The organism is Arthrobacter sp. StoSoilB13, from assembly GCF_019977255.1.
Classification (GTDB): Bacteria; Actinomycetota; Actinomycetes; order Actinomycetales; family Micrococcaceae; genus Arthrobacter.
On record NZ_AP024647.1, the window covers coordinates 1,963,866 to 1,984,842 of the forward strand.

At 59.0% G+C, this 20,977-nt stretch carries 22 protein-coding genes; 9 read left to right on the forward strand and 13 right to left on the reverse strand.

Annotated elements, in window-relative coordinates:
* Positions 1-52 precede the first annotated feature (52 nt).
* Positions 53-826, forward strand: a complete 774-nt coding sequence (locus LDP01_RS09140; protein ID WP_224088610.1) for a response regulator transcription factor — start codon at positions 53-55, stop codon at positions 824-826.
* 201 nt (positions 827-1,027) lie between these two features.
* On the opposite strand, the gene LDP01_RS09145 is transcribed toward LDP01_RS09140, so the two are convergent.
* From LDP01_RS09145 to LDP01_RS09190, 10 genes are all read right to left on the reverse strand, one after another.
* Entirely contained in the window at positions 1,028-1,297 is a 270-nt protein-coding gene (locus tag LDP01_RS09145) for a hypothetical protein (RefSeq protein ID WP_224088612.1), read from the reverse strand.
* 118 nt (positions 1,298-1,415) lie between these two features.
* A complete protein-coding gene (locus LDP01_RS09150) occupies positions 1,416-2,300 on the reverse strand; it encodes a type II secretion system F family protein (RefSeq protein WP_224088614.1) in 885 nt (294 codons plus the stop codon).
* Between the two features lie 8 nt (positions 2,301-2,308).
* Positions 2,309-3,241, reverse strand: a complete 933-nt coding sequence (locus LDP01_RS09155) for a type II secretion system F family protein (protein WP_224088615.1) — start codon at positions 3,239-3,241, stop codon at positions 2,309-2,311.
* A gap of 7 nt (positions 3,242-3,248) precedes the next feature.
* Positions 3,249-4,559: a TadA family conjugal transfer-associated ATPase gene (locus LDP01_RS09160; protein WP_224091139.1), complete on the reverse strand. Its 1,311-nt coding sequence runs from the start codon at positions 4,557-4,559 to the stop codon at positions 3,249-3,251.
* 203 nt (positions 4,560-4,762) lie between these two features.
* Positions 4,763-5,959, reverse strand: a complete 1,197-nt coding sequence (locus LDP01_RS09165) for a CpaE/TadZ family protein (protein WP_224088616.1) — start codon at positions 5,957-5,959, stop codon at positions 4,763-4,765.
* Positions 5,956-6,732: a Flp pilus assembly protein CpaB gene (gene cpaB / locus LDP01_RS09170; RefSeq protein WP_224088617.1), complete on the reverse strand. Its 777-nt coding sequence runs from the start codon at positions 6,730-6,732 to the stop codon at positions 5,956-5,958. The genes LDP01_RS09165 and cpaB overlap by 4 nt, the downstream gene beginning before the upstream one ends.
* 31 nt (positions 6,733-6,763) lie before the next feature.
* Positions 6,764-7,792, reverse strand: a complete 1,029-nt coding sequence (locus tag LDP01_RS09175) for a Tad domain-containing protein (protein WP_224088618.1) — start codon at positions 7,790-7,792, stop codon at positions 6,764-6,766.
* Complete coding sequence (locus LDP01_RS09180) at positions 7,780-8,154, reverse strand: TadE/TadG family type IV pilus assembly protein (protein WP_224088619.1); 375 nt, start codon at positions 8,152-8,154, stop codon at positions 7,780-7,782. Before LDP01_RS09180 ends, LDP01_RS09175 begins: the two co-directional genes overlap by 13 nt.
* A gap of 89 nt (positions 8,155-8,243) precedes the next feature.
* Positions 8,244-8,489, reverse strand: a complete 246-nt coding sequence (locus LDP01_RS09185; RefSeq protein ID WP_216926391.1) for a Flp family type IVb pilin — start codon at positions 8,487-8,489, stop codon at positions 8,244-8,246.
* A 221-nt stretch (positions 8,490-8,710) separates the two neighbouring features.
* Entirely contained in the window at positions 8,711-9,133 is a 423-nt protein-coding gene (locus LDP01_RS09190; RefSeq protein ID WP_224088621.1) for a hypothetical protein, read from the reverse strand.
* A 332-nt stretch (positions 9,134-9,465) separates the two neighbouring features.
* Between LDP01_RS09190 and LDP01_RS09195 the strand changes: the two genes are divergently transcribed.
* The 8 genes from LDP01_RS09195 to LDP01_RS09230 all read left to right on the forward strand — a co-directional run bounded on the left by LDP01_RS09195 (position 9,466) and on the right by LDP01_RS09230 (position 17,883).
* Positions 9,466-10,977, forward strand: coding sequence for a sensor histidine kinase (locus LDP01_RS09195; protein WP_224088623.1), 1,512 nt, complete (start codon positions 9,466-9,468; stop codon positions 10,975-10,977).
* A gap of 408 nt (positions 10,978-11,385) precedes the next feature.
* Entirely contained in the window at positions 11,386-12,951 is a 1,566-nt protein-coding gene (locus LDP01_RS09200; RefSeq protein ID WP_224088625.1) for an amidohydrolase family protein, read from the forward strand.
* Positions 12,952-13,068: 117 nt separating this feature from the next.
* Entirely contained in the window at positions 13,069-13,992 is a 924-nt protein-coding gene (locus LDP01_RS09205; RefSeq protein WP_224088627.1) for an ABC transporter substrate-binding protein, read from the forward strand.
* Positions 13,989-14,966 carry an amino acid ABC transporter permease gene (locus tag LDP01_RS09210; RefSeq protein ID WP_224088629.1) on the forward strand — a complete coding sequence of 326 codons (978 nt, stop codon included), beginning with the start codon at positions 13,989-13,991 and terminating at the stop codon, positions 14,964-14,966. The genes LDP01_RS09205 and LDP01_RS09210 overlap by 4 nt, the downstream gene beginning before the upstream one ends.
* Positions 14,963-15,742 (forward strand): amino acid ABC transporter ATP-binding protein, encoded by a 780-nt coding sequence (locus LDP01_RS09215; protein WP_275964648.1) that lies wholly within the window; start codon positions 14,963-14,965, stop codon positions 15,740-15,742. Before LDP01_RS09210 ends, LDP01_RS09215 begins: the two co-directional genes overlap by 4 nt.
* A 57-nt stretch (positions 15,743-15,799) precedes the next feature.
* Complete coding sequence (locus LDP01_RS09220) at positions 15,800-16,540, forward strand: GntR family transcriptional regulator (protein ID WP_224088630.1); 741 nt, start codon at positions 15,800-15,802, stop codon at positions 16,538-16,540.
* Complete coding sequence (locus tag LDP01_RS09225) at positions 16,537-17,523, forward strand: ornithine cyclodeaminase family protein (protein WP_224088632.1); 987 nt, start codon at positions 16,537-16,539, stop codon at positions 17,521-17,523. The genes LDP01_RS09220 and LDP01_RS09225 overlap by 4 nt, the downstream gene beginning before the upstream one ends.
* 51 nt (positions 17,524-17,574) lie before the next feature.
* Positions 17,575-17,883, forward strand: a complete 309-nt coding sequence (locus tag LDP01_RS09230; RefSeq protein ID WP_224088633.1) for a hypothetical protein — start codon at positions 17,575-17,577, stop codon at positions 17,881-17,883.
* A 1-nt stretch (position 17,884) separates the two neighbouring features.
* Here LDP01_RS09230 and LDP01_RS09235 read toward each other — a convergent pair whose 3' ends face one another.
* From LDP01_RS09235 to LDP01_RS09245, 3 genes are all read right to left on the reverse strand, one after another.
* On the reverse strand, positions 17,885-18,883 hold the full coding sequence (locus LDP01_RS09235; protein WP_224088634.1) for an aldo/keto reductase family protein: 999 nt from the start codon (positions 18,881-18,883) through the stop codon (positions 17,885-17,887).
* A gap of 51 nt (positions 18,884-18,934) precedes the next feature.
* Entirely contained in the window at positions 18,935-19,981 is a 1,047-nt protein-coding gene (locus LDP01_RS09240) for a LacI family DNA-binding transcriptional regulator (protein WP_224088635.1), read from the reverse strand.
* A 98-nt stretch (positions 19,982-20,079) separates the two neighbouring features.
* Positions 20,080-20,967, reverse strand: a complete 888-nt coding sequence (locus LDP01_RS09245) for a hypothetical protein (protein WP_224088636.1) — start codon at positions 20,965-20,967, stop codon at positions 20,080-20,082.
* Positions 20,968-20,977 lie beyond the last annotated feature (10 nt).

Here is a 20,977-nt window from a genome sequence, read left to right on the forward strand (position 1 = left end):
CTTCCCGCTTTGCGCTGGGCTTGCGGGGATGTGCGCCGACTCGAGGGAATCAATGAGCGAGCCTGGGGTTGCTGTAGTCATTGAGGATGATGAAGACGTCCGGAATTTGGTGGGCGCCATCCTGAGAGAGGCGGGATTTGTAGTCCATTCCGCCGCGACTGGACGCGAAGGCGTCGAGGTTGTCCGACATCATCAAGCCGTGGCGGTGACACTGGACGTCGGACTTCCAGACATGGATGGCCATGAGGTTTTGCGGCGGATCCGGCAATTCAGTGATGCGTATGTTGTCATGCTCACTGCACGCCGTGATGAACCGGATACTCTCACCGCTTTCCTGACGGGTGCCGACGACTATGTAAAGAAACCATTCCTGCCACGCGAGCTAAGGGCAAGGGTCACAGCGATGATGCGGCGCCCCCGCGTAGGCGTTGGGTTGTCCTTGCCCGAGGACGCCAACGAATCCGGCTTGGTCCGTTCGAACGGACGCAATGATCCGGTCCTTGAACACAATGGATTGTCGTTGAATTACAAATCCCGGGCAGTAGCCCTTGATGGTTCTCCCCTGACCTTGACCAGGAGCGAATTCGATCTGCTGCTGGATTTGCTCCGCAACCCGGACGAAGTTCGGACGAGGGCTGACTTGGTTCGGGCTGCCCGTGGCGACTATTACGACGACGATGCATATATCAGCGAAGCCGACGAACGGGCTGTTGAAACCCACATTGGAAATCTTCGCCGAAAGCTGCACGAAGATTCACAGTCTCCCCGGTTTCTGCAGACGATCCGGGGAGTCGGTTATCGACTCGCCCCGAAAAGGCCGGATTAGGAGATGGGATCCGGTTCCGGACTTTCATTCCTCAGTACGTAGCTTTCCCTGAGCTCCTTGACAGTGCGCTGACCACACTCGGCAATCTCATCAAGGAGAGTCTGGGCATTGCTTAATTCACCGTTCAGAATGTGTCCTTCAAGAATGGCTGCGAGCACCGAAAGGCGAATGCCCCCCACCATCGCTGAAGATGTTCTCAGGCTAAGGATCGTGTCCAGGGGCCGCCGCTTCGTCACCACGTTCGACGGCGGCCGCGAGGTTTTCGTACCGTGTTGGCCAGAGCTTCGCGAAGTCGCTTGCAAAGCTGCGCGCTATGCGCGGATCGCCCACCTGATCTTCCAAGAGTTGGAATTCCGCGAGGTCCAGTATCGGCCGTCCGGACGCGTTGGGCATCCATGTGGAGCCTTTCGTCTGTCCGGTACGGTCCGAGTCCCCACGCTCGTCGACCTCACTGAAATCTGAACTGAACATAACTCGATGCTACTTCCTGAACTCAGATTTAAACCGATCTTGTGCTGATCTTGAGCAAATCCTTAGCTCCCCCTGATTTCTTGAGTTTCCTTTTATTACACAAATTCGTTATTCCTGCTCAGCCACCACTGAGGGCTGTTATGGTATTGATCACCGCTGGTCCCAGGATGGCAATAAACAGGACTGGAAAGATGAAGAATAGCAGAGGAAAAAGAATAGTCACCGGAAGCTTCATGGCTTTCTCCTCGGCGCGTTGCCGGCGCTTAACCCTCATGACCTTCGCCTGAACCCTCAACACGCGGCTTATGGCAATTCCATACGTGTCGGCCTGGATAACCGCCTGCACGAAGCTTCGAAGCTCAGGAATATTGGTCCGTTGGGCCAACGCGAGATAGGACTCCCGGCGGCTCCTGCCAACCTGCATGTCCTGGAGTGTCCTGACAAGTTCTTCCGCAAGCGGTCCCTTGCCGTTTTCTCCGGCGCGGGCCATGGCTCCTTCGAAGCCGAGGCCGGCTTCCACGGAGATGAGCATTTGGTCCATGGTGTTGGCGAGTTCCAACTGGATTTTCTTTTGCCGCTCCTGGCCCTTGCTGTAAAGCATCAGGTCCGGAATGAAATATCCCAGCAGGACCACAAAGATCCCCACAAGCTTGATGAGTCCACTCTGGCTGGTGGTAGTGATAAACACACCAAAAATCGCGCCGAGAAGGCCAAGTGCTGGCTTGGCGGCAAGGACACGTCCCAGAGGGAGTGACGTGGGACGGCCAGCCAAAGCCAGCAGTCTGTCCAGTTTCTGGACATAACTTCCAGGGGTAAGCCTGTAGGCCAGGCGCTCCAAAGCCCCGCTCCTGCTCTGCTGCTCCACTTCAATCGCGATTTGACCCCGCGACAGGAGCTCACGGACTGCCCGCGGGGTCCTCCGGTCAGTTGAAAGGAGGGACCACGCGAAATAGGCGCTCGGCAGAGGAACGAGCAACAAGGATAAAAGCAGGAAAGGGTGCAAGGTTCACCTCAAAATTTCAAGTCGATGATCTTGCGCATCCACAGACCACCGATGGTCATCAAGATGACGGAACCTCCGATCATCACCCAGCCCAGCGGATTGGTGAACATCACGTTCATATAGCCGGGGTTGACGATCATGAGCATGAACACGATTCCCACCGGGAGGGCCATCAAAATGTAGGCCGAAAACTTTCCTTCTGCAGCCAGGGATTTAATGTGCCCTTTGATTTCACTGCGTTCGCGAATGGTGTCGTTCACCTGGTCCAGCACATCTGCGAGGTTCCCACCCACCTCACGGTTGATCTGGATTGCTTGGGCTATCCACACGAAATCCTCGTTCCGCATTCTCTCCGCCGTATCGTTCAGGGACGCTTGCAAGTCCCGTCCCAGACTTGTCTCCGTGATGACCCTGCGCATTTCTTCGGATGTGGGGCTGACTGATTCCGTGGCAGCAGCGTCGATGGCGCGCAGGATGCTGTGGCCAGCCCTTAGGCCGCCGGAAAGAAGCTGAAGTGTGTCGCCAAGCTGATCATCGAACTTGTCACGCCTTTTGCCGGCCCTGAACTTCAGAACCAGCCGAGCAACGAAGGGTGCCAAAATGCTGAGGAGAATTGCGAAGAGAATTCCGCCGACAATCAGCCCGATCAAGGCTCCCACCACCGCGCCTGCGATCACCAGGACGACGAAGTCCGCTTGGCTCATTCGCACACCCGCGTCATCGAGTTGTTCGCGGTTGAAAAGCCGAACGTTGCGCTGCGTCAGCACACGATGAAGTGCGTCCGTTGTTGACCCGGTGAATCGCGTCAGATGGGAACCGGGAAGCACCTGGTAGGGCCTCCGCCGGTCCAGCGGAACATCGGGGGTCTTTGGCAAAATAACAGCTACCCCGAACAGCACGATGGCTGACAGCATGAGGGCCAGCCCGACGAAAAGAATCATGGCGCGCTCACGTCCTCGGCGTCGATGTCAGTGGAGCCGCAAAAAGCTCGGGAGAAACATGAATGCCCAAGTCCGTGAAGCGATCGATGAACCGCGGACGGATACCGGTGGAAACTGGTTTGCCGAGGAACCTACCGTGAGCGTCGACGCCGGCCGAATAGTCGAAAACAAAAGCGTCCTGAAGCGTGACGATATCGCCCTCCATCCCTTGGACCTCAGTCACGTGCGTGATTCGTCGCGTGCCATCGCGGAGACGCGAAATTTGGATGATGAGATTCACGGCGGACGCGAGCTGCTCACGGATCGCCCGCAAGGGGAGGTCCATTCCAGCCATAAGAACCAGCGTTTCAAGCCTGGCCACGGCATCACGGGGAGAATTCGAGTGCACCGTCGAGAGGGACCCGTCGTGCCCGGTGTTCATTGCTTGCAGCATGTCCAGCGACTCTCCCCCGCGCACCTCACCCACCACGATCCTGTCCGGCCGCATACGGAGGGAGTTCCGGAGCAGTTCCCGGATAGTGACTTCGCCCTTGCCCTCAGTGTTCGGGGGCCGGCTCTCAAGCCTGACCACGTGCTGCTGCTGGATCTGCAGCTCCACGGCGTCCTCAATGGTCACAATTCGGTTGTCCTCAGGAATGAATGAAGACAGGACATTCAACAGCGTGGTTTTGCCGGTTCCCGTACCGCCGGAAACAATAATGTTCAATTTCGCTTTGACGCAGGCATTCAGGAGTTCGGCGATTTCAGGGGTCAGTGTGCCAAAGTCGATCAAATTCCTGATGGTCAAGGGCACTTTGCTGAATTTTCGGATTGTCAGGGACGAACCCCCAACAGCAAGCGGCGGAATTACAGCGTTGACGCGTGAGCCGTCCTCCAACCGGGCATCGACCAGCGGGGATGACTCATCGATGCGGCGTCCCACCTTGGAGACGATGCGTTCGATGACTCTTCTCAGATGGTCTTCGGAGCTAAATCCCGAATCAGTGAGGATCAGCTTGCCGCGCCGTTCGACGTAAATCTGGTCCATTCTGTTGACCATGATCTCCGTAACTTCCGGGTCATCCAGCAGGCGCTGCAGTGGCCCATAGCCCAGGACATCATCGGCCACATCCGCCACAAGCCGGCTGCGCTCCTCAGGAGAGAGCGGCACCTGCTCGGCGTCGATGATCCTGGTCAGCTCTTCCCGGGCAGCCGTCCGTAACTCCTGCTCACTCAACGTTGAATCGTTGAACCTCGCACCCAGACGCTCAAACAATGCCGTTGCGGCGCGTCGCTTCAGGGCAGCGAAGGCGTCCACCGGCTGCTGGGCCTTTGGCATCGGCGTGTCAGGATGATCAGCCAATTTCACCGAGAGGTGGGGTTTCGACGCGACCGTGGCCTTCGTTTGAAGGTTCGGTTTGGCCTGCTGGGCGGCCTGCGCAAAGGTGGGGTTCGCCGTCGAGAGTGGCTTGGATCCTTGTCCAAGCGCAGTGGCTGGAGCCGCGGATTCTTCCTCGGCGTCACGCAGGCGTTCGGACAGCTTCACTGGACTACCACCCTTCTGTGCAGTTTTCGCTGGGCCGTGGCCCGCCACGCGGGGTTGAACCGTTGAACGAGATGGTTCAAGCCCTTGATTGCTGGATCCTTCGCCCCCTCTTGCAGCACCGGAATTCCACGGTTGGTGGAGAGCGCCACTGCTTTTGACCGGGGGATGCTGATATCAACGGGGGCACCAACGGTCGATTCAACGTCCTGGACGGACAACCCGGACTTGGAATCGGCCATGTTGAGTACCACATGGCGGGTTTCCGGGAGCAGATTCAGCTTGCGAAGGATGTCCAACCCGGAGCGCAGGCCCCGAACACTTGGCACGTCCATGGCTGACACCCACACGGCGTCGGTGCACTGCTCCAACGCCGCGAGGCCGATTTCAGGCAACCCCGGAGCTGTATCAACCACCACGTACTGAAACTCTTCGGCAAGTTGCTCCAGCAGCCGGCCCACCTGTTCGGGAGTAATTTCGTCTGCTTCAACAGGATTTTTGGGCGCGCACAGAGCATAAATGCTAGCGGGATGGACCGTGAGAAATGCCTTGAGTACCAAAGAATCCTGGCTGGCCGACGGCGTGACCGCATCAGTGACAGTATGTTCCGGATTGAGGTAGAGCCCTGAGGCGACATCACCGAACTGCAAATCGAGATCCACGATCACTACGCTCATCGGCGCTATCTTGCCCAACCCCACGGCAATGTTCGTGGCGATGGTCGTCTTTCCCACGCCACCCTTGGGAGAAAAGACGCCGATCACAAGTCCCTTAGGTGCTCCTGCCGGCTTAGGTTCCGAAGTTCGCTGACGTGTGGCGAAGGACTGGCAAGCACGCTCCAGGGTGACCCTGATCTCGGCCGTGTCTGCGGATGGGCTCATGATGTCGCGGATGCCGGACCGCATCGCTTGGAGGATAAAGTCCGGCTGCGGCTCAGCGACGAGAAGTACGCTGAGCTCCGGCACCTGAACGTTAAGGACCGTAGCCAGGCGCATCGCTTCCTCCACTGGCACGTCCGGGCCTAGGATCAGCACCTCGAGTTGTCCCTGGTCCAAGGCGCCGAAGAGCTCGGCGGGGTCAACAGGCAGGACGTTGGTGAAGAAGGTCTGCACGCTTCCGGGGAGGCCGCCGGCAACGGCTTGACGCAGCCGCTGATCAAATTCAGCACTGGGCGTTATCAGGACAAAGCGACTCACTTGTACACCTCGCTCCGTTGGATGATTCTGGGTCCGCTCTCCTGGGCGTCCACCGGCTCCTTGCTCAGCCAGATCTTGGCGAACTCGGCGGCGAAAACGATCTTGGCTGCGTCAGCGTCGCCCACTGCAACGGTCAAGAGGAGAGAACCGGTGGGCAGGGTGCTGTCCTTGGGATCGGGTGCTTGGGTCCCGGGACTCGGGGCAGGGCTGGGCTGGGCCGTGGCTGCTGGCTCGGGGGCACGCTGCACTGCGGTCACAAGCACCTTGTGAATGGACAACTGGGTGGTTTCCTTGTCCGGCTTGGACTCGATTCCACCGTTGGCCATGGAAATGAAAATCCCGACGTGGTCACCAGGAACTATCCGTCCCCCCACGACTCGCACGGGGTCCAGCTGGAACGAAACTTCCTGCATTCCTGGAGGCACCGCAACGTTTCCCGGGGCCTTCAATGCCTCCGGAGCTACAAGACGCTCGGCCACCAATGGTTCGCCCGGTACCAGGTCCACAGCGGCCACCTTGCCCGCCGAATCGCCCAACGTCTTGAGCGCCGATTCGGGGACAGAAGACTCCGGAAGTTGCTGCGCGGCAAGGGAAGCCTTCATGGCCTCTACCGGCGTGCCGGCGGGAATCGGCGCCTTGACCATCAACACGTCGACAGGCGCAAGATTCTGGACAGCGCGTTGATCAGCGCCCTGCGCATAAGCGAACACGAGGATCACCCCTATGACCGCCAGCAGCGCTGCTGCCGATCCTGCCAATAAGCGTGATTTCACTTAACACTCCTGTGCTTAATAGTTGGAAAGGCTAGCTGGTCAGGCGCACTACGGTGACACCATTGGCATCCACAGGTCCCAAGGAATAGCCATCTGCCAGCGATACGTACTTGACGAACCTCCCCACGATCCCCCGGCAATTTCCGGTGCAGGACAGTGAAGAGGAAACATAGGGGCTCTCGTTGTGGAAAGCGTCAGGGAGGCTGCTGCCGCCGCTGAACTTCCATCCCGTCACTTTGAACGCTGCAAACGAGACCAAGTGGTAAATGGCCCCGCTGCCTGTGCCCGTGACGGCATTGAAGACCGGAAGCAGCACGATAACGTCTTTTCCGGCGTTGATGCTGGCTGCCCACTTGTTCAGGGTGGTTGCACAGTTTGGCGGCACGCTGTTCCCGGGAGCGCTGCCACCTTCGCTGAGCGCCAGGTCAATGGTGCCACCGCACACGCCAGTATCCTGGACAGTCCATCCGAACCCGCCCTCGACTGCCGCCCCTGAAGGCCCGTAGTTGCAGCTGGGGTTGGCGCCGGTACCGTGAGCCTGCAGGAGCTGTTGGACACCGCCAACGTACCCTTGCACCTGGCAGATCGAAAACGCCAGGGGAAATGGAGTTGTTCCAGCACGAGGACTGCCCCACTGAACAGTCGACGACGTCACAACGTCTGCCGTGTTCATGCCCAGGACACGGCCGAAGACCAGTGAAACGGCATTTGGAGCGCCGCCCGCTTGCTGGGAGCCGGCGGACACGGTCACCTTCCGGTTAGTCAGATCAAGGTTTACCGAGTTGATGTTTCCAAGGCCGTCTATGGCATTCTTATTGGCCATGTCCTTGGCGATTTGGGACGTAGTGGAGCAATTCGGGTCGCTAAGATTGGCGGCGCATTTCTCTGCCACGGCCAGGGCCGCTGCATCGGATCCGTTCTGCGCCTGCGCCTTTTCCGAGTAGAGCATTCCAGCGTCCACAGCCAGGGCGGCAAAGCCAAGTAACGCAACCAGAATCAGAGCTATGAGGACCGCGACGGCTCCGCGTTCGCCGTCGTCATTGCCTTTTAGCCGCCACATACCATGACCCCTACTCCTTGCATCGGGAACGGTCCTGCGATTCCCGTGAGGGTGCTGAGTGTGTATTTGACGGTTACGGACATCTGCGCGCCGGACGTGCAGCTGGTGGCACTGAAGGTGAAGTTCGCATCTGCCAGCTTGGGATTCAGGGTTACAGCGGCGTTTTTTGCCGCGGTCCTGGCTGCCGACTGATCATTTGCGATGGACATCACGCGCACGCCTTCGCGGGCAGCGTTCGTGAGCGAGACCTGCGCGTTGTAGGCCCGTCCGAATTCCATGATCCCCAGAACCAGGAGTATCAGGATGGGTGCAAGCAGTGCGAACTCGACCGCTACTGCACCTCGTTCTGATGTCCTGTGCATGTGGATCTGCCTTCTCATCGAAAGTGGAAAGGAGGTTCGGGTGGGTGGGGCCACCGACCCACCCACCCGGGTACCCGCTGAGAGCCGGACTACTTCGAGCAGCTGCCAACAACGGCCGGGGTCGAACCCGAAGCTGGTGCAGAGGCCGTCCAGGTGCCGCCCTTGACGGCACAGGCTGAGCTATTGAAGGTCTCGACGAGGTTCCCGCCGAGCAGGGTCACAGCAACGATGATGACAACGGCGATGAGCGCAACCATGATGCCGTATTCGACGGCGGTAGCGCCGTTTTCTTCACGACGGGCACGGGATGCGATGGTGCGGAAGGTAGCAAACATTTTGAAAACTCCTGAGCGAGTTGGGGAGATGTGGGCTGGCCCGATACCAGCTCCCAACCAACGTAGCAACGGAGAGAGGCCCATATCGGAGTCCTTGGGACTTCCTGTGGAAAGCCTCTGGAACCTGCGCATTTCCTGCGCTAAACCTAGGAAATCCCTCGCTTTGCCCACACAAAAATAAGGCCGCGCCACCATCGGCACGGCCTTATCGTTGAGATTTGTCAGCCCATTGCAGGGGCAACCACGGGTGGTGGCGAGAGCTGCTTACGAGCCCACCGGGCCAACTTCTTGCCCTTGCCCTTCCACCAGTTGTCTTCATCCTTGTCGGAGTGCCAGCGGAAGATGATCATCACCAGCACGGCCATGCACATGGCCACCTGAAGCCATGACCAGGTGACCGCTTCAGCGAGCGCGCTGATCCCCATGACCATGATGGAAGGAACCGCCAATGTCCTGAAAATCGTATTCGCCACGTACCGGGGGCGTGAACTGGGTATGGACATCGCACGCACCATATCGAAGCACAGGCACACCACTACCATTATTTGTCCCACGGACATAAGGAGAAGCCCGGGCAGCGACCCCGCGAACATTGCTGCCGATTCCATTCCTGTACTCAACGTAACCCCTCCAACAAACGTCATTTCAGATCCTCTGTGCTCAATTGAATCGGCTGCAGAAGGGCCCCGTCACGAGTAGTGGGTACTCGTTTCCGGCCGGCCCGACTACTTGCTTGCTTGCCGGGTACTTGGTCTTGGCGTGGGAGGACTTTTCACAAATTCCTGTGCTTTCGTACCGCGCGTTGTCTTTGCTGATCTGTGAATCACTATGCTGGGCAGCAGGACTTGGTTTTCAGATCCGGGGGGATGGAAGGTGCTTGGCTATGGGGGATAGCGTTTTCTTGCCGCTGGAGGACTATTTCAGCAGAATCGGTAGGCGCAGGGCGGTTGTGTTGTGTCAGTTGCCCTTGATGGTCATGGTCACGTTGATTGTTTTCCTAGCAATCCTGTTCAACGGCAGCAGCCTCTTCGACCCTGTCTTCATCGTGGTCCTGCTCCTGCACGTCATGATCCTGGCTGCATGCCTCGTTCTTCCATGGAACCGTCTTCCCAGTTGGAGTTTCGTTTTCATCCCCGTACTGGATTGTCTCGTTCTTGGCCTACTCCGCGAGGTCGGCGGTCCGGTTCTCAGCGTGGTGGGGCTTGTCATGGCTTTCCCTGTGATCTGGCTGTCTGTCAGCGTCAGCAAGGTGCGCGTGGCCCTCGCCATCCTGGCACCGCTTTGCGCCACTGTTGCGTCACCGTTCGTATTGGGGCACGAGGTTGAACGGCCAGAGTTGGTCCGGATGATTGTCTTTCCTGTCATCATGACTGGTTTGACGATCACGGGACACGCTGTTGCCCGTGGGCTTATAGAACATGGCGACACACTGGACCGTAAGGATCGCGAACTGGTGCGGCTCCACGGTGCAACCAAAGAACACGCACAACTGCTGGATACCGTCCTGGAAACGGTCAACGTCGGTGTCTGGGCCATGGACACAAACGGTGGCGACATTCTTACCAACCGCCGCCTTCGGGCCGATCGTTCATGGGTTCAGGAGTCGACGGACTCCGTAAACCCCTTCACGGTTGTGACTGGACCGTCCGCCGAAGAGCGGAACGGTCCCGCGGATTCTGCCGTCCGAGGCGCCAGTTTCACCAACAGGCTGGTCCGGGTGGGCGATGGGGAGAAGCAGCGGACCTTTTCTGCGGCCGCACGGCCGCTGCTCGACGAATCGGGCCAGTTGAAGGGTTCCATCATTGCTTTCACGGACGTCACAGCCCTGGTGAAGGCGCAAACAGCGCGTGACAAGTTCGTCGCCACTATCTCCCACGAACTTCGGACTCCGCTAACGTCCATCCTTGGTTACCTGGAAATATTCGCCAACCAGCCGAATCCTGCGTTCATGGGCATCATCGAACGGAACGCGGAACGCCTACTGACCCTTGTCAATGATTTGCTCCTTGTCGCCTCCGAAGACCTCGAACTGCGTCGCCGGCCGACCAACGTCTCCGAGCTGCTCCAGGAGTCGGTCAAGAACGCCAGGCCGGCCGCCGCCGCAAGGGGCATCACCATTGCTCTGCAAATCCATGGAGACGTCGCTGCAGATGTGGACCCCGGTCAATTCTCCAAGGCCATTGACCAGTTGCTGTCCAACGCAATCAAGTTCTCTCCCGAAGGCACACAAGTGGTCATTGGCCTCCAGGGAAAAAACGGCGAGGTAGAGCTCTCCGTCCGCGATCAGGGAATCGGCATGACCGAACAAGAACAAGACGAAGCCTTCACCAAGTTCTTCCGGGCCGATCATGCAATGGAATCAGCAATACCGGGGGCAGGCCTGGGGTTACCACTCAGCAAAGCCATTGTTGAAGCCCATGGCGGAACCATCGGGTTGAACAGCCGGCCGGGTTCCGGCACGACTGTGACGGTCACTGTTCCTCGCTAGGTGCAGATCCAATATCAGGTGCAGATCGAGCCTGCCCGCCAGCCCGCGGCAACCTCCTTCATCGATATCGTGACGATCGTCATAATTTCATTATCTAGCCACGATAGCCCAGGCCCCACATGAGCGCAAGAGGCTGGTTGGTATGCCAAGGTCGCCAGTGATGGGGTGATGATCGCAGAAAGAATTGAACATTCCCCAGCCCTATTGACGCTTCTTTCACGTTTGGTATACCGTCGGCGCTATTCGGCATCCACTTGACTGGATGCCTCGACGATGAGGGAAGACGAATGGCAGAAGTAGAAGTCGTTTCGAACCAGGGCCGGAGCTGGCTGTGCCAACTGCGGAAGCGATGTGGTGCTCGAGGGAGAGACCCGCACAGTCAGGAACCAGGTGGCTCAAACAGGGCTGATGGAGGACAAAGTGCAGCGCGGGTCTGCGCTGGCGAAGATGCGGGGATTCGGAGCTGACGGCTTCCGTGACCAAAGCCGTCCACTGGTTCTGGCCCCGAGTTGGCTCCTGGCGCATATCAATGACGAGATGGTTCTCCTGGCCGATCACGAGGTTGTGGTCAAGAACGGTCGAATTGAGGCAGTCAGGCCCCGCACGGGCAGCACCGACGAGCGCGTGGATATGCCGGGACAATTGCTCCTTCCCGGACTGATCTCCATGCACAGCCATGTAGCCGGAGGCGCAGCCACCCGTGGTTACGTTGAAGGCAACCTGACTCCCATGAGCAAAGGGGCGCCGCTGCGGCAGGGGCGCCAATTCCTCAAAGCCATGGTGCTCCTTGAAGACCTTCCGGCCGAAGATCTGGACACAATGACCGCGTTGAACCTGGCTGAAATTCTTCGCGGTGGGTGTACTACCCAAGTGGAAATGTCCAAGGGCCTGCGCTCAATGCAGTCATACGTCCGGGTTGCCCGCGAGTTTGGCATCCGGGGCTACCCTTCAGGCGCTGTCCCGGGAATGAAGCGGATCCTGCCCATATGGAAGCGGGGTACGGACGATCAAGCGTTGTTCGATTCGGTGCCGGAAACCCTGGCCGAAATCCAGGAAAACCTGGACTACGCCCGCAGCATCAACGGCGTTGACGATGGTCGCATCCTTCCCATGATGGCGCCGGCAACCAACGCTGTGCACACACCGGAAACCTTTGCGGCAATGAAGTCGGCAGCACAAGAGCTGCACGGCCTGCACATTCACCTTCAGGCTGGATATGGCCGCGCGCCTCAGCCAGACAAGGTAGCCATGAACAGGCTCTGGGGCCAGGATGAAATACCGTGGCTGCACAGCATGGGCATCTTCGATGGTTCCGTTCGCGTCTTCGGGGCCCATCTGCTGGGCATCGACTTTGAGCGTGACCTCCCCCTTCTGGCGAACTCCAGCTTCACGTTTGCCAACTGCCCTTCCGGTACGGGAGCGGGAGTAACACCGGCGCAGTGGCCGTGGCCGGAAGTGCTGGGGGCTGGCGTCAATTCCGGCATCGGTTTGGACACCCACTCCAACGACTACATCGAGAACCTGAAAATGGCGGTCATCTATGGGCGCATCCGTGCTGACTTCCTGGGTGATTCCACCCCGGTGCCCATGGTCCGCCCATCGATCTGGACCGCCGTCGAGGCAGCCACGCTGGGCGGAGCTAGGGGACTTGGCCGTGAAGATCTGGGCCGCATCGCCGTGGGAGCGAAAGCAGACCTCACGAGCATCGACGTCAGTGGCATGTTCGTCGGCGTCGGAACCGTGCCGCGCGAACCCCTGAACCACCTCATGTACGCCAATGGCCTCTCTGTCAGGAATGTCATGACAGACGGACAGTGGCAGGTCCGCGACGGCGCCCTGACTATCGTTGACGAGGCCGCCTTGGTCCACAAAGCCGGCAAGGTCGTCCAGAGAATCTGGGACCAGATGGCAGCCGACGGAGTCTTTGTGGACGAGCCCCGCAGCGACCTCATACCCGCCGCTTCCCTCCGCTAACCCCTCCCCCGCACATCCCGCGGTTCACACCCCGGGATATTCCGTGCTGCCCACTTTTGACCATGTAGTTCCCTTCAAGACCAAGTAGTTCCCTTCAAATTATTAGGAGATAGATCAATGAAGAACTTTGCTCCCCAGGTATCTGAATACTGGAAGAAGGTCGCTGTAACGACAGTTCTCGTCGGCATAGTCGCAAGCACCGCCGCCTGTGGTGGCGCCGCACAGCCGGCTACGAAGGTGGAACCGGCAGCAAGCGGTAATGCCTCCTTAAGTGATCTGCTCCCCGCAGACATCAAAGCAAAGGGTTCCATCACTGTCGGAACACAGCCCGACTTTGAACCCGCCAACTACACTCCGATCGGCGAAGACGGCGTCAAGGGATTCAACATTGACCTGATGGACGCGATGGCAGCCAAGCTGGGCCTTAAAGTCACCTACCAGAAGGTCCCTTTCGACCAGCTTCTGGTGGGCGTGCAGAACGGCAAGTTTGACGCCTCCATTGCTGGCATGACGGACCGGCCCGGGCGCCAGGAAAAAGTTGATTTCGTAGACTACCAAGTGGCAGGAACCGTCTTCATGGTGGCCAAAGGCAACCCAAAGAAGATCACCAGCGAGGTCAACGGCGGGTGCGGAATCAAGATCGGCGGAGTCAAGGGCAACGACGACGAACGTCTGGTCAAACTGATGGCCGAGGCCTGCACCGCCGAAGGCAAGCCTGCCCCGGAACTAGTAACCTTCCCCACCGGAAGCGATAAGAACCTGGCGCTAACCTCAGGCCGTGTGGACGCTATGTTCTGGCCCGATATGGCCGTATCCGTAGTGCAGAGGGAGACCGGTGGAAAGCTGGAGTCCGTTCCGGTGAACTTCGAGGAAAAAGTCTTCCTCGGCATGATCTTTAACAAGCAAACCCCTCAATTGCGCGACGCCTTCCTCAAGGCAACCGAGGCCATCCACGCCGACGGCACGTATGACGAGATCCTGAAGAAATGGGATGTTGCTGTCATCGATCTGCCAAAGCCCGGAATCAACCTCGCCAAATGACCACAAATAATGAAGCGCTGACAAAAGTGCATTTGGCGACCGATTCCCCACTGACAACTCCCCGACGTAGTTCGGACCAGTCCCAGGGAGTATCCGGAGAAAAGGCAAGAAGGCGAAAACCATACGGACAATGGGCCTCCGCAGCCCTGATCCTGGCAACCATCGGCGCATTCTGTTGGACGCAGGCCGGCAATGAAAGGCTCGACTGGGCCGGCGTGGGCCAGTTCATGTTTCATCCAGCCATACTGAAAGGCATAGCAGTCACGCTGGAACTCGCGGTTTTCAGCATGCTGATCTCGGTGGTTCTGGCCTTCGGCGTCGCCCTCATGTGCCAAAGCAGAAACCGCGTGGCATCAGCAGTAGGCAAACTGTACGTCTGGTTCTTCAGGGGCGTACCCCTGCTGGTGCAGATCCTCATCTGGTTCAATCTCGCCGTGCTTTACCCCACCATCCTGGGGAGGGACACGAATGAATTGATCTCAGGATTCACCGCGGGCCTCTGTGCCCTGTCTCTGGCCGAATCCGGATATATGGCGGAGATTATTCGAGGCGGCATCATCTCGGTCAATAAAGGCCAAACTGAGGCGGGACTGAGCATCGGCCTTACCCGGGGACAAGCCCTTCGCCGGATCGTCCTGCCCCAAACCATCAGGGTCATCATTCCGCCCACGGGAAATCAATTCATCGGACTGCTCAAGGCAAGCTCGTTGGTCTCAGCGATCGGTGGCAGCGACCTGCTCACCCAAACCCAGTTGATCTATGGACAAAACTTCAAGATCGTTCCCCTGCTCATCGTCGCCACAGTTTGGTACCTGATCCTGGTAAGCGTCGCCAGCGTGGGCCAATACTTCCTGGAGCGGAAGTTCAATCCGGAGGGAGCATCCTCCCGCCTCTCATTTCGGCAACTCTTCCTAGGCCGTGCTGCCGTGCCGGAACAGCAATCCGCACTTATCCGGAAGGCAGGACAGCCATGAGTGCCGTTCAAATGCAGGAACCCTTGATGGAAGCCCGGGATGTCAACAAATGGCTGGGACGTAACCACATTCTTCGCGGAGTGGACATGACGGTGGAGCCAGGCGAAATTGTCTGCGTCCTCGGTCCATCAGGCTCTGGCAAGAGCACGCTGCTCAGGTGCATCAATGGACTTGAGGCAATCGAGTCCGGCACCATCAACGTGGATGGCGACCGCGTGGGATTCAAGACCCACAAGGGACAGCTGTACGAACACACCGAACAAGAAGCTGCACTGATGCGTCGGAGGATTGGGATGGTCTTTCAGCATTTCAATCTTTTCAATCACATGACGGCCCTGCAAAACGTCACATATGGCCCCCGGAAAGTCCTCGGCCTCCCCAAAGCAGAGGCAATCAAACAAGGGCTGGATGCGCTGGACAAGGTTGGCTTGTCCTTGAAACGAGACTCCTATCCAGCGCAACTTTCCGGCGGGCAGCAGCAACGCGTAGCAATCGCCCGCGCGCTGGCCATGAAACCCCAACTGATGTTGTTCGACGAACCAACCAGCGCCCTGGACCCGGAATTGGTGGGCGACGTACTGGCGGTCATGAAGCGGGTGGCTGAGGAAGGGATGACGATGATCATCGTGACCCACGAAATCGGATTCGCCCGGGAAGTCGCGGACAGAGTCGTGTTCATGGATGAAGGCCGGATTGTCGAATCAGGACCGGCAGCACAGGTACTCGACCATCCATCCAACGATCGAACAGCCAATTTCCTTCGCCACGTCAAGTGAAAGCGTGGGGTCCGGCGATCGCCGGACCCCACGACACCAGAACAGGAACACTACCCTATGACAGACCGTGAAGCCCTGGACGATGTTCCAGTTTCAGCATCACGCACAGCCTTGGCTTATTTACACATCAGAGACCGGATTATCAGCGGGGACCTGACGCCCGGGACGTGGCTCAGGGAGCGGGAGCTATCCACTGAGCTCAACGTTTCCCGTGTGCCGGTCCGGGAAGCCCTGCTGCAACTCGAGGCCGACGGCTACACCACCACAGGGCCACGGCACGGTGCCGTTGTTCGACAAATGACCATTCAGGACGTCAATGAAGTATTCGATATCAGGCTCAGCATTGAAGTCTCAGCAGCAAGCATTGCCGCCAGGCAGGTAGCCGATGGTGCCGCTCCCGATCAGCTGCTCACGGTCATGGCACATGCAGAATCGCTCATCGACAGCCAGGATGCCGATCTGAGGGCACGGACAAATATCGCCATTCACGACGAAATCTTCCGGCTGACGGGCAACGAGCTGCTGACCTCCGTCATAAGGCCGGTCGCCAACCGCATGCGCTGGCTTTTCGGAAATGTGGTGGAACAGGACGCCGCGGTGCTGTGCCAGGAACATCGGGCATTGTGCCAAGCGATATGCATGGGGCAAGCAGAACTGGCCTCGGCCTTGGCCGTCGCCCACATTGAGCACAGCAGGGCCCCTGCCATTGCCCAGCTCGAAGGAAGGCTCCCCTCCCGCCGTGCGCAACATGCCAGACCCCCTGGCTCCTTCCACCCCCGGACACAGAGGCACCCATGACACTTGTTCTCACAGCATCCACACTCGAGTCCCTCGCCAGCATGACCGAAACCATTACCGCCGTCGAGCGCGGTTTTGGTGACATCGCCCGCGGCACTGCCCTTCAGCCCGGTCCGCTAGCTCTGCACCTACCGTCGTCGGAGGCGCGCTACCTACTCATGGCCGGGCTGGCAGAAAGCCAAGGGCTGGCGGCAGTGAAGCTTCTTTCCGATATCCCCGCGAACCACCATGAAGGGCTGCCTACCCAGCGCTCCAGTATCCTGTTGGCCGATCGGCGGACAGGTGAAACACTCGCCCTTCTGGACGGGCGGGTGCCCACCCGAATTCGAACCGCAGCCGCGAGCGCCGTTGCCAGCCGGTTCCTTGCCCGCCCTGACAGTTCAACTCTGGGGCTGGTTGGTGCAGGAGCCTTGGCCATCGCCCACGTTGAAGCGTTGATGGCGGTTCTTCCCATCCGGAAGGTAGTGATGTGGTCCCGAAGCGCGTCTACACTTGCGGCGTTCAAGGCCAGGACCGCGCACCACCAGATCGAATTCGTGAGGGCCTCCAGTGTCCAGCACGTTGTGGAGGAAGCCGACGTGCTCTGTACCCTGACGCCGTCCGTGGAGCCTTTGGTTCGTGGCGAGTGGTTCCGTCCCGGACTGCATGTCAATGCTGTCGGCGCCCGGCCGCGTCCTACCCACCGGGAAATCGATTCGGAGGGGATGCGAAGGTCACGAGTGTTCGTGGACAGCATGCCAACTGCTATTGAGAAGTCGGGCGACCTCATGATGGCTGTGGCCGAAGGAGTCATAGCGATAGACGACGTCGAGGGTGAACTCGGCGGGGTCATCGCCGGCGACGTGATGGGACGCGAAAGCGAGGACGATATTACGCTCTTCAATTCGGTGGGAATCGGCATGCTTGACCTGGCAATTGGCCGGCTGCTGTACGACGCTGCGGTCCTTCATGGGTTGGGAACCAGCATCGATATGTCCCGGTGATGAAAGAGCACTCGTCAACCCCTCAGGGACGGTGTGTTGGATAATCAAGGTATGGGCGCGGAGCTGCTGACAATTCCTGAATGCCCCCATGCTGCGGCCGCTCAGCAACTCTTCGAGCGGGCACTGAGGCTGGCCGGGGTTTCCGGAATGGTGCACTTAGTGGTGGACTCCGAGGAGGAAGCAGCCTCGCTCGGTTTCCACGGCTCCCCCACGTTCCAGCTCGACGGACAGGACCTCTTTCCGGTCCTCGGCGAGCCCGCGCTGACCTGCCGGATCTATCCAACCCTCGACGGCCCCCGAGGCCTGCCGCAGCTGGAATCGCTCCGAACGGCGATTCAAGAAAAGCTGAAGGGCATTTAGCTTAGGGCCGGGTCAGGAATGACTCGACTTTTCCAGGGTCCCTCTCGATCACCGGCTCCAGCACTTCATCAATTTTGGCGAGGACTTCCGTGGTGAGCTTTACCCCGGACGCCGTGGCATTGTCCACCAATTGCTCGGGCTTGGAGGCCCCAACGATCGCTGCCGAGACGTTGCTGTTCTGCAAAACCCAGGCCACGGCGAGGGCGGCCATGGACAGTCCTGCTTCCTTGGCAATGGGCTGCAATTCCTGGACCTTCTCCAGCACCTCCGGGCGCATGAACTTGTGCTCGTCTTTCAGAGCCTCGTCCTCCGTGGTGAAGCGCGAATCGGTGGGCGCCCCCTTGCCTGGAATGTACTTGCCTGTAAGGACGCCCTGTGCCAACGGGGACCAGCAGATCTGTCCCAGGCCGAGCTCCTCGCTGGTGGGTACGACTTCTTCCTCGATGACCCGCCACAGCATTGAGTACTGGGGTTGGTTCGATACGAGCCCGATACCAAGGTCTTTGGCGAGTGCGGCACCGGCCCGGATTTCGTCCGGAGTCCATTCGGAAACTCCGATGTAGAGTGCTTTGCCGGCCCGGACGATGTCCGCGAATGCCTGCATCGTCTCCTCAAGCGGCGTTTCGTAGTCGTAGCGGTGGGCTTGGTAAAGGTCAACGTAATCCGTACCGAGCCTGCGCAACGAGCCGTCGATTGACTCCATCATGTGTTTACGCGAGAGCCCACGATCGTTCTTCCCTTCACCAGTGGGAAAGTAGACCTTGGTGAAGATCTCCAAGCCTTCACGCCGGACCCCTTTGAGGGCTTCGCCCAAGGCCGATTCTGCACGGGTTCCCGCGTAAGCGTCGGCTGTATCAAACGTGGTGATCCCAAGATCCAGTGCTTGCCGTACGCAGGATGTTGCCGCCTCCTGGTCGATCTGTTCGCCATGGGTGACCCAGTTGCCGTAGGCCAGTTCGCTGACGTACATTCCAGAGGCGCCGAGCTTGCGATATTCCATGGGTTAAGTCCCTTTCAAAGGTGTGACTGTTGGCTGTGGGGGGTGTGACTCTTAGTCAGGTGGTGTGACAGTGCGCCTGCCCCGCAAGGGAAATGGCGGCGCTGTAGTGCCGCGAACAATCAGTTGGGCGGACAGCACCAAATCCGGCTCCGCACCGGCGTCGTGCGCTATCAAAGCCAGCAACCGACGCGCGGTTTCGGACCCCTGCAGGGCGACCGAATGGTCCATGGTGGTCAGGTCGAGAATCCCGGAGAGTTCGTGGTTATCGAAGCCAATGACCGACATCTGGTTCGGAACATCGATTCCTGCCGCCTTGAGAGTGTGCAGCACGCCGAAAGCCATTTCGTCGGACGCCACGAAGACCGCAGTAGGGGCTACTTCCGCGCACAACAACCTGGCCATCGCTCTCGATCCGCCAGCCGTTGAATTTTCCTCGTGGACCTCAAGGTCCTGGCCGGGCTCCAACCCAGCCTCGGCCAAGGCCGCGCGGTAGCCCTTCAAACGGTTTGCCGGCGGGACGCCACCCAACGTGCTGTCTGCAGCCTCGCGAATTCCGATGAAGGCGATGCGTTCGTGCCCCAAATTGATGAGGTGCCGGGCTGCTGCCCGCCCCGCCGCGTGGTCGTCCACCCGAACACCAGACCTGCCCGGAGTTCCCGAGCCCAAAAACGCTAGCGGCAAGTTCTGGGCTTCAAGGGTGGCCAGTTCCGCCGGAGTCGGCTGCAAGGCAAAGATCAACACGCCATCAGCTCGCCCGGCAAGGCTCGACCCCGCGAAGAAACGCTCCCGCGCGGCAGTATCGGCAAGTTCGTACAACAGGACATCAAAGCCTGCCTGGCGAAGCACCCGCCCCGCCGACGCCAGCACCTGCCCAAAGAACCATTTGGAGAGGTTGGGGGTGACAATCGCAATGGCTCCCGTCCGGCCAGTCGCCAAACGGGAACCAGCAAGCGAGGGAACATAACCTAGTTCCCTCGCGATACTTTGCACGCGCTTGCGCGTCTCTTGCGAAACACCCGGCATATCCCGCAAGGCACGCGAAACCGTCGATACCGAGACCTTCGCACGTTCCGCAACCGCATCCACTGTTGACGACATGGGAATGACGGTAGCGGCAACGCCAGATTAACGCAAGCGCTTGCGGAGTAGATCAAACGGGGATGGGCCCTGAGTCAACTGGGCCCATCCTGAACGGTCTAAGGAGATGTGCTTGGCGACGATGAGGAAGTCATGCTGCCTTCCGAGGTGCTCATGGTTGGTGTCGGTGTCAACGATTTGGACGACGGCGAGCTGCTCATGCTGCTGGGCGAGCTGGTCATGCTTCCGGAAGAACTGCTCATCATTTCACCGGGAGTTTCGCTACCGCCCTCGGCTTTCGCGAGCACCTTGTTGATCAGGTCTTCGAGTTCCTTCTGGTCAGGAGCGCCCAGGTTTGGCCCACTTTTAGTGGCCACCACCAGCAACCTCCCGTCGGCCGCGGAGACCTGCATCAGCTTCTTCTGGCTTTCGTCGGAACGGGTGCTGATTGTTCCGAACGTTTCCTTTGCCTTCGTCTTGGCGTCCAATTCCTCACTGGAGACTTCGTATGTCTGGCCAACAGCTTTCACAGTGAACTTTGCGCACTTATCCATGTTTCCGCTGATGTCCTTGAGAACCTTTTCAGCGTCAGGCCCTTCGCTGCCGGATTGCGCGGACAAGGACCTGGGCTGATCACTGTCAGACAGTGCCACGGCAACATCTCCGTGTTCAACCTTGTCTACCAGCCCAGCCGTGGCGATGTCCTTGCAATCCTCGGGATCCACACTGGCCGTATTCAAAAGCAGATCGGCGATCTTGCCACCTTGGTCTACCTGCTCCTTGGAATAGAGCTTGAGTTCGTTGCCATCTCCATCCCTCATACCGGAGATGAGCTCTCGCAATTCATCCTCGCTGTAGACCTTCTCCTGGGCCGGCGCCGAGGCCGAGGTTGGGGCTGACGACGTGGTGGTAGATGAAGGACTTGCTGCACTGCCCCCACCTCCGCTGCACCCCGCCAAAGCCACTGCCGCAACTGCCAATACTCCAGGCGCTGGAACTCTTCGCATCAGATACTGC

Bases quoted from the DNA above. Each gene is read 5' to 3' on its own strand.
- LDP01_RS09140 (WP_224088610.1), top strand. From the start codon at position 53: ATGAGCGAGCCTGGGGTTGCTGTAGTCATTGAGGATGATGAAGACGTC.
- LDP01_RS09145 (WP_224088612.1), bottom strand. From the start codon at position 1,297: ATGTTCAGTTCAGATTTCAGTGAGGTCGACGAGCGTGGGGACTCGGAC.
- LDP01_RS09155 (WP_224088615.1), bottom strand. From the start codon at position 3,241: ATGATTCTTTTCGTCGGGCTGGCCCTCATGCTGTCAGCCATCGTGCTG.
- LDP01_RS09160 (WP_224091139.1), bottom strand. From the start codon at position 4,559: ATGCCAAAGGCCCAGCAGCCGGTGGACGCCTTCGCTGCCCTGAAGCGA.
- LDP01_RS09175 (WP_224088618.1), bottom strand. From the start codon at position 7,792: ATGTGGCGGCTAAAAGGCAATGACGACGGCGAACGCGGAGCCGTCGCG.
- LDP01_RS09180 (WP_224088619.1), bottom strand. From the start codon at position 8,154: ATGCACAGGACATCAGAACGAGGTGCAGTAGCGGTCGAGTTCGCACTG.
- LDP01_RS09185 (WP_216926391.1), bottom strand. From the start codon at position 8,489: ATGTTTGCTACCTTCCGCACCATCGCATCCCGTGCCCGTCGTGAAGAA.
- LDP01_RS09190 (WP_224088621.1), bottom strand. From the start codon at position 9,133: ATGACGTTTGTTGGAGGGGTTACGTTGAGTACAGGAATGGAATCGGCA.
- LDP01_RS09195 (WP_224088623.1), top strand. From the start codon at position 9,466: ATGGTCACGTTGATTGTTTTCCTAGCAATCCTGTTCAACGGCAGCAGC.
- LDP01_RS09200 (WP_224088625.1), top strand. From the start codon at position 11,386: ATGGAGGACAAAGTGCAGCGCGGGTCTGCGCTGGCGAAGATGCGGGGA.
- LDP01_RS09205 (WP_224088627.1), top strand. From the start codon at position 13,069: ATGAAGAACTTTGCTCCCCAGGTATCTGAATACTGGAAGAAGGTCGCT.
- LDP01_RS09210 (WP_224088629.1), top strand. From the start codon at position 13,989: ATGACCACAAATAATGAAGCGCTGACAAAAGTGCATTTGGCGACCGAT.
- LDP01_RS09215 (WP_275964648.1), top strand. From the start codon at position 14,963: ATGAGTGCCGTTCAAATGCAGGAACCCTTGATGGAAGCCCGGGATGTC.
- LDP01_RS09220 (WP_224088630.1), top strand. From the start codon at position 15,800: ATGACAGACCGTGAAGCCCTGGACGATGTTCCAGTTTCAGCATCACGC.
- LDP01_RS09225 (WP_224088632.1), top strand. From the start codon at position 16,537: ATGACACTTGTTCTCACAGCATCCACACTCGAGTCCCTCGCCAGCATG.
- LDP01_RS09230 (WP_224088633.1), top strand. From the start codon at position 17,575: ATGGGCGCGGAGCTGCTGACAATTCCTGAATGCCCCCATGCTGCGGCC.
- LDP01_RS09235 (WP_224088634.1), bottom strand. From the start codon at position 18,883: ATGGAATATCGCAAGCTCGGCGCCTCTGGAATGTACGTCAGCGAACTG.
- LDP01_RS09240 (WP_224088635.1), bottom strand. From the start codon at position 19,981: ATGTCGTCAACAGTGGATGCGGTTGCGGAACGTGCGAAGGTCTCGGTA.
- LDP01_RS09245 (WP_224088636.1), bottom strand. From the start codon at position 20,967: ATGCGAAGAGTTCCAGCGCCTGGAGTATTGGCAGTTGCGGCAGTGGCT.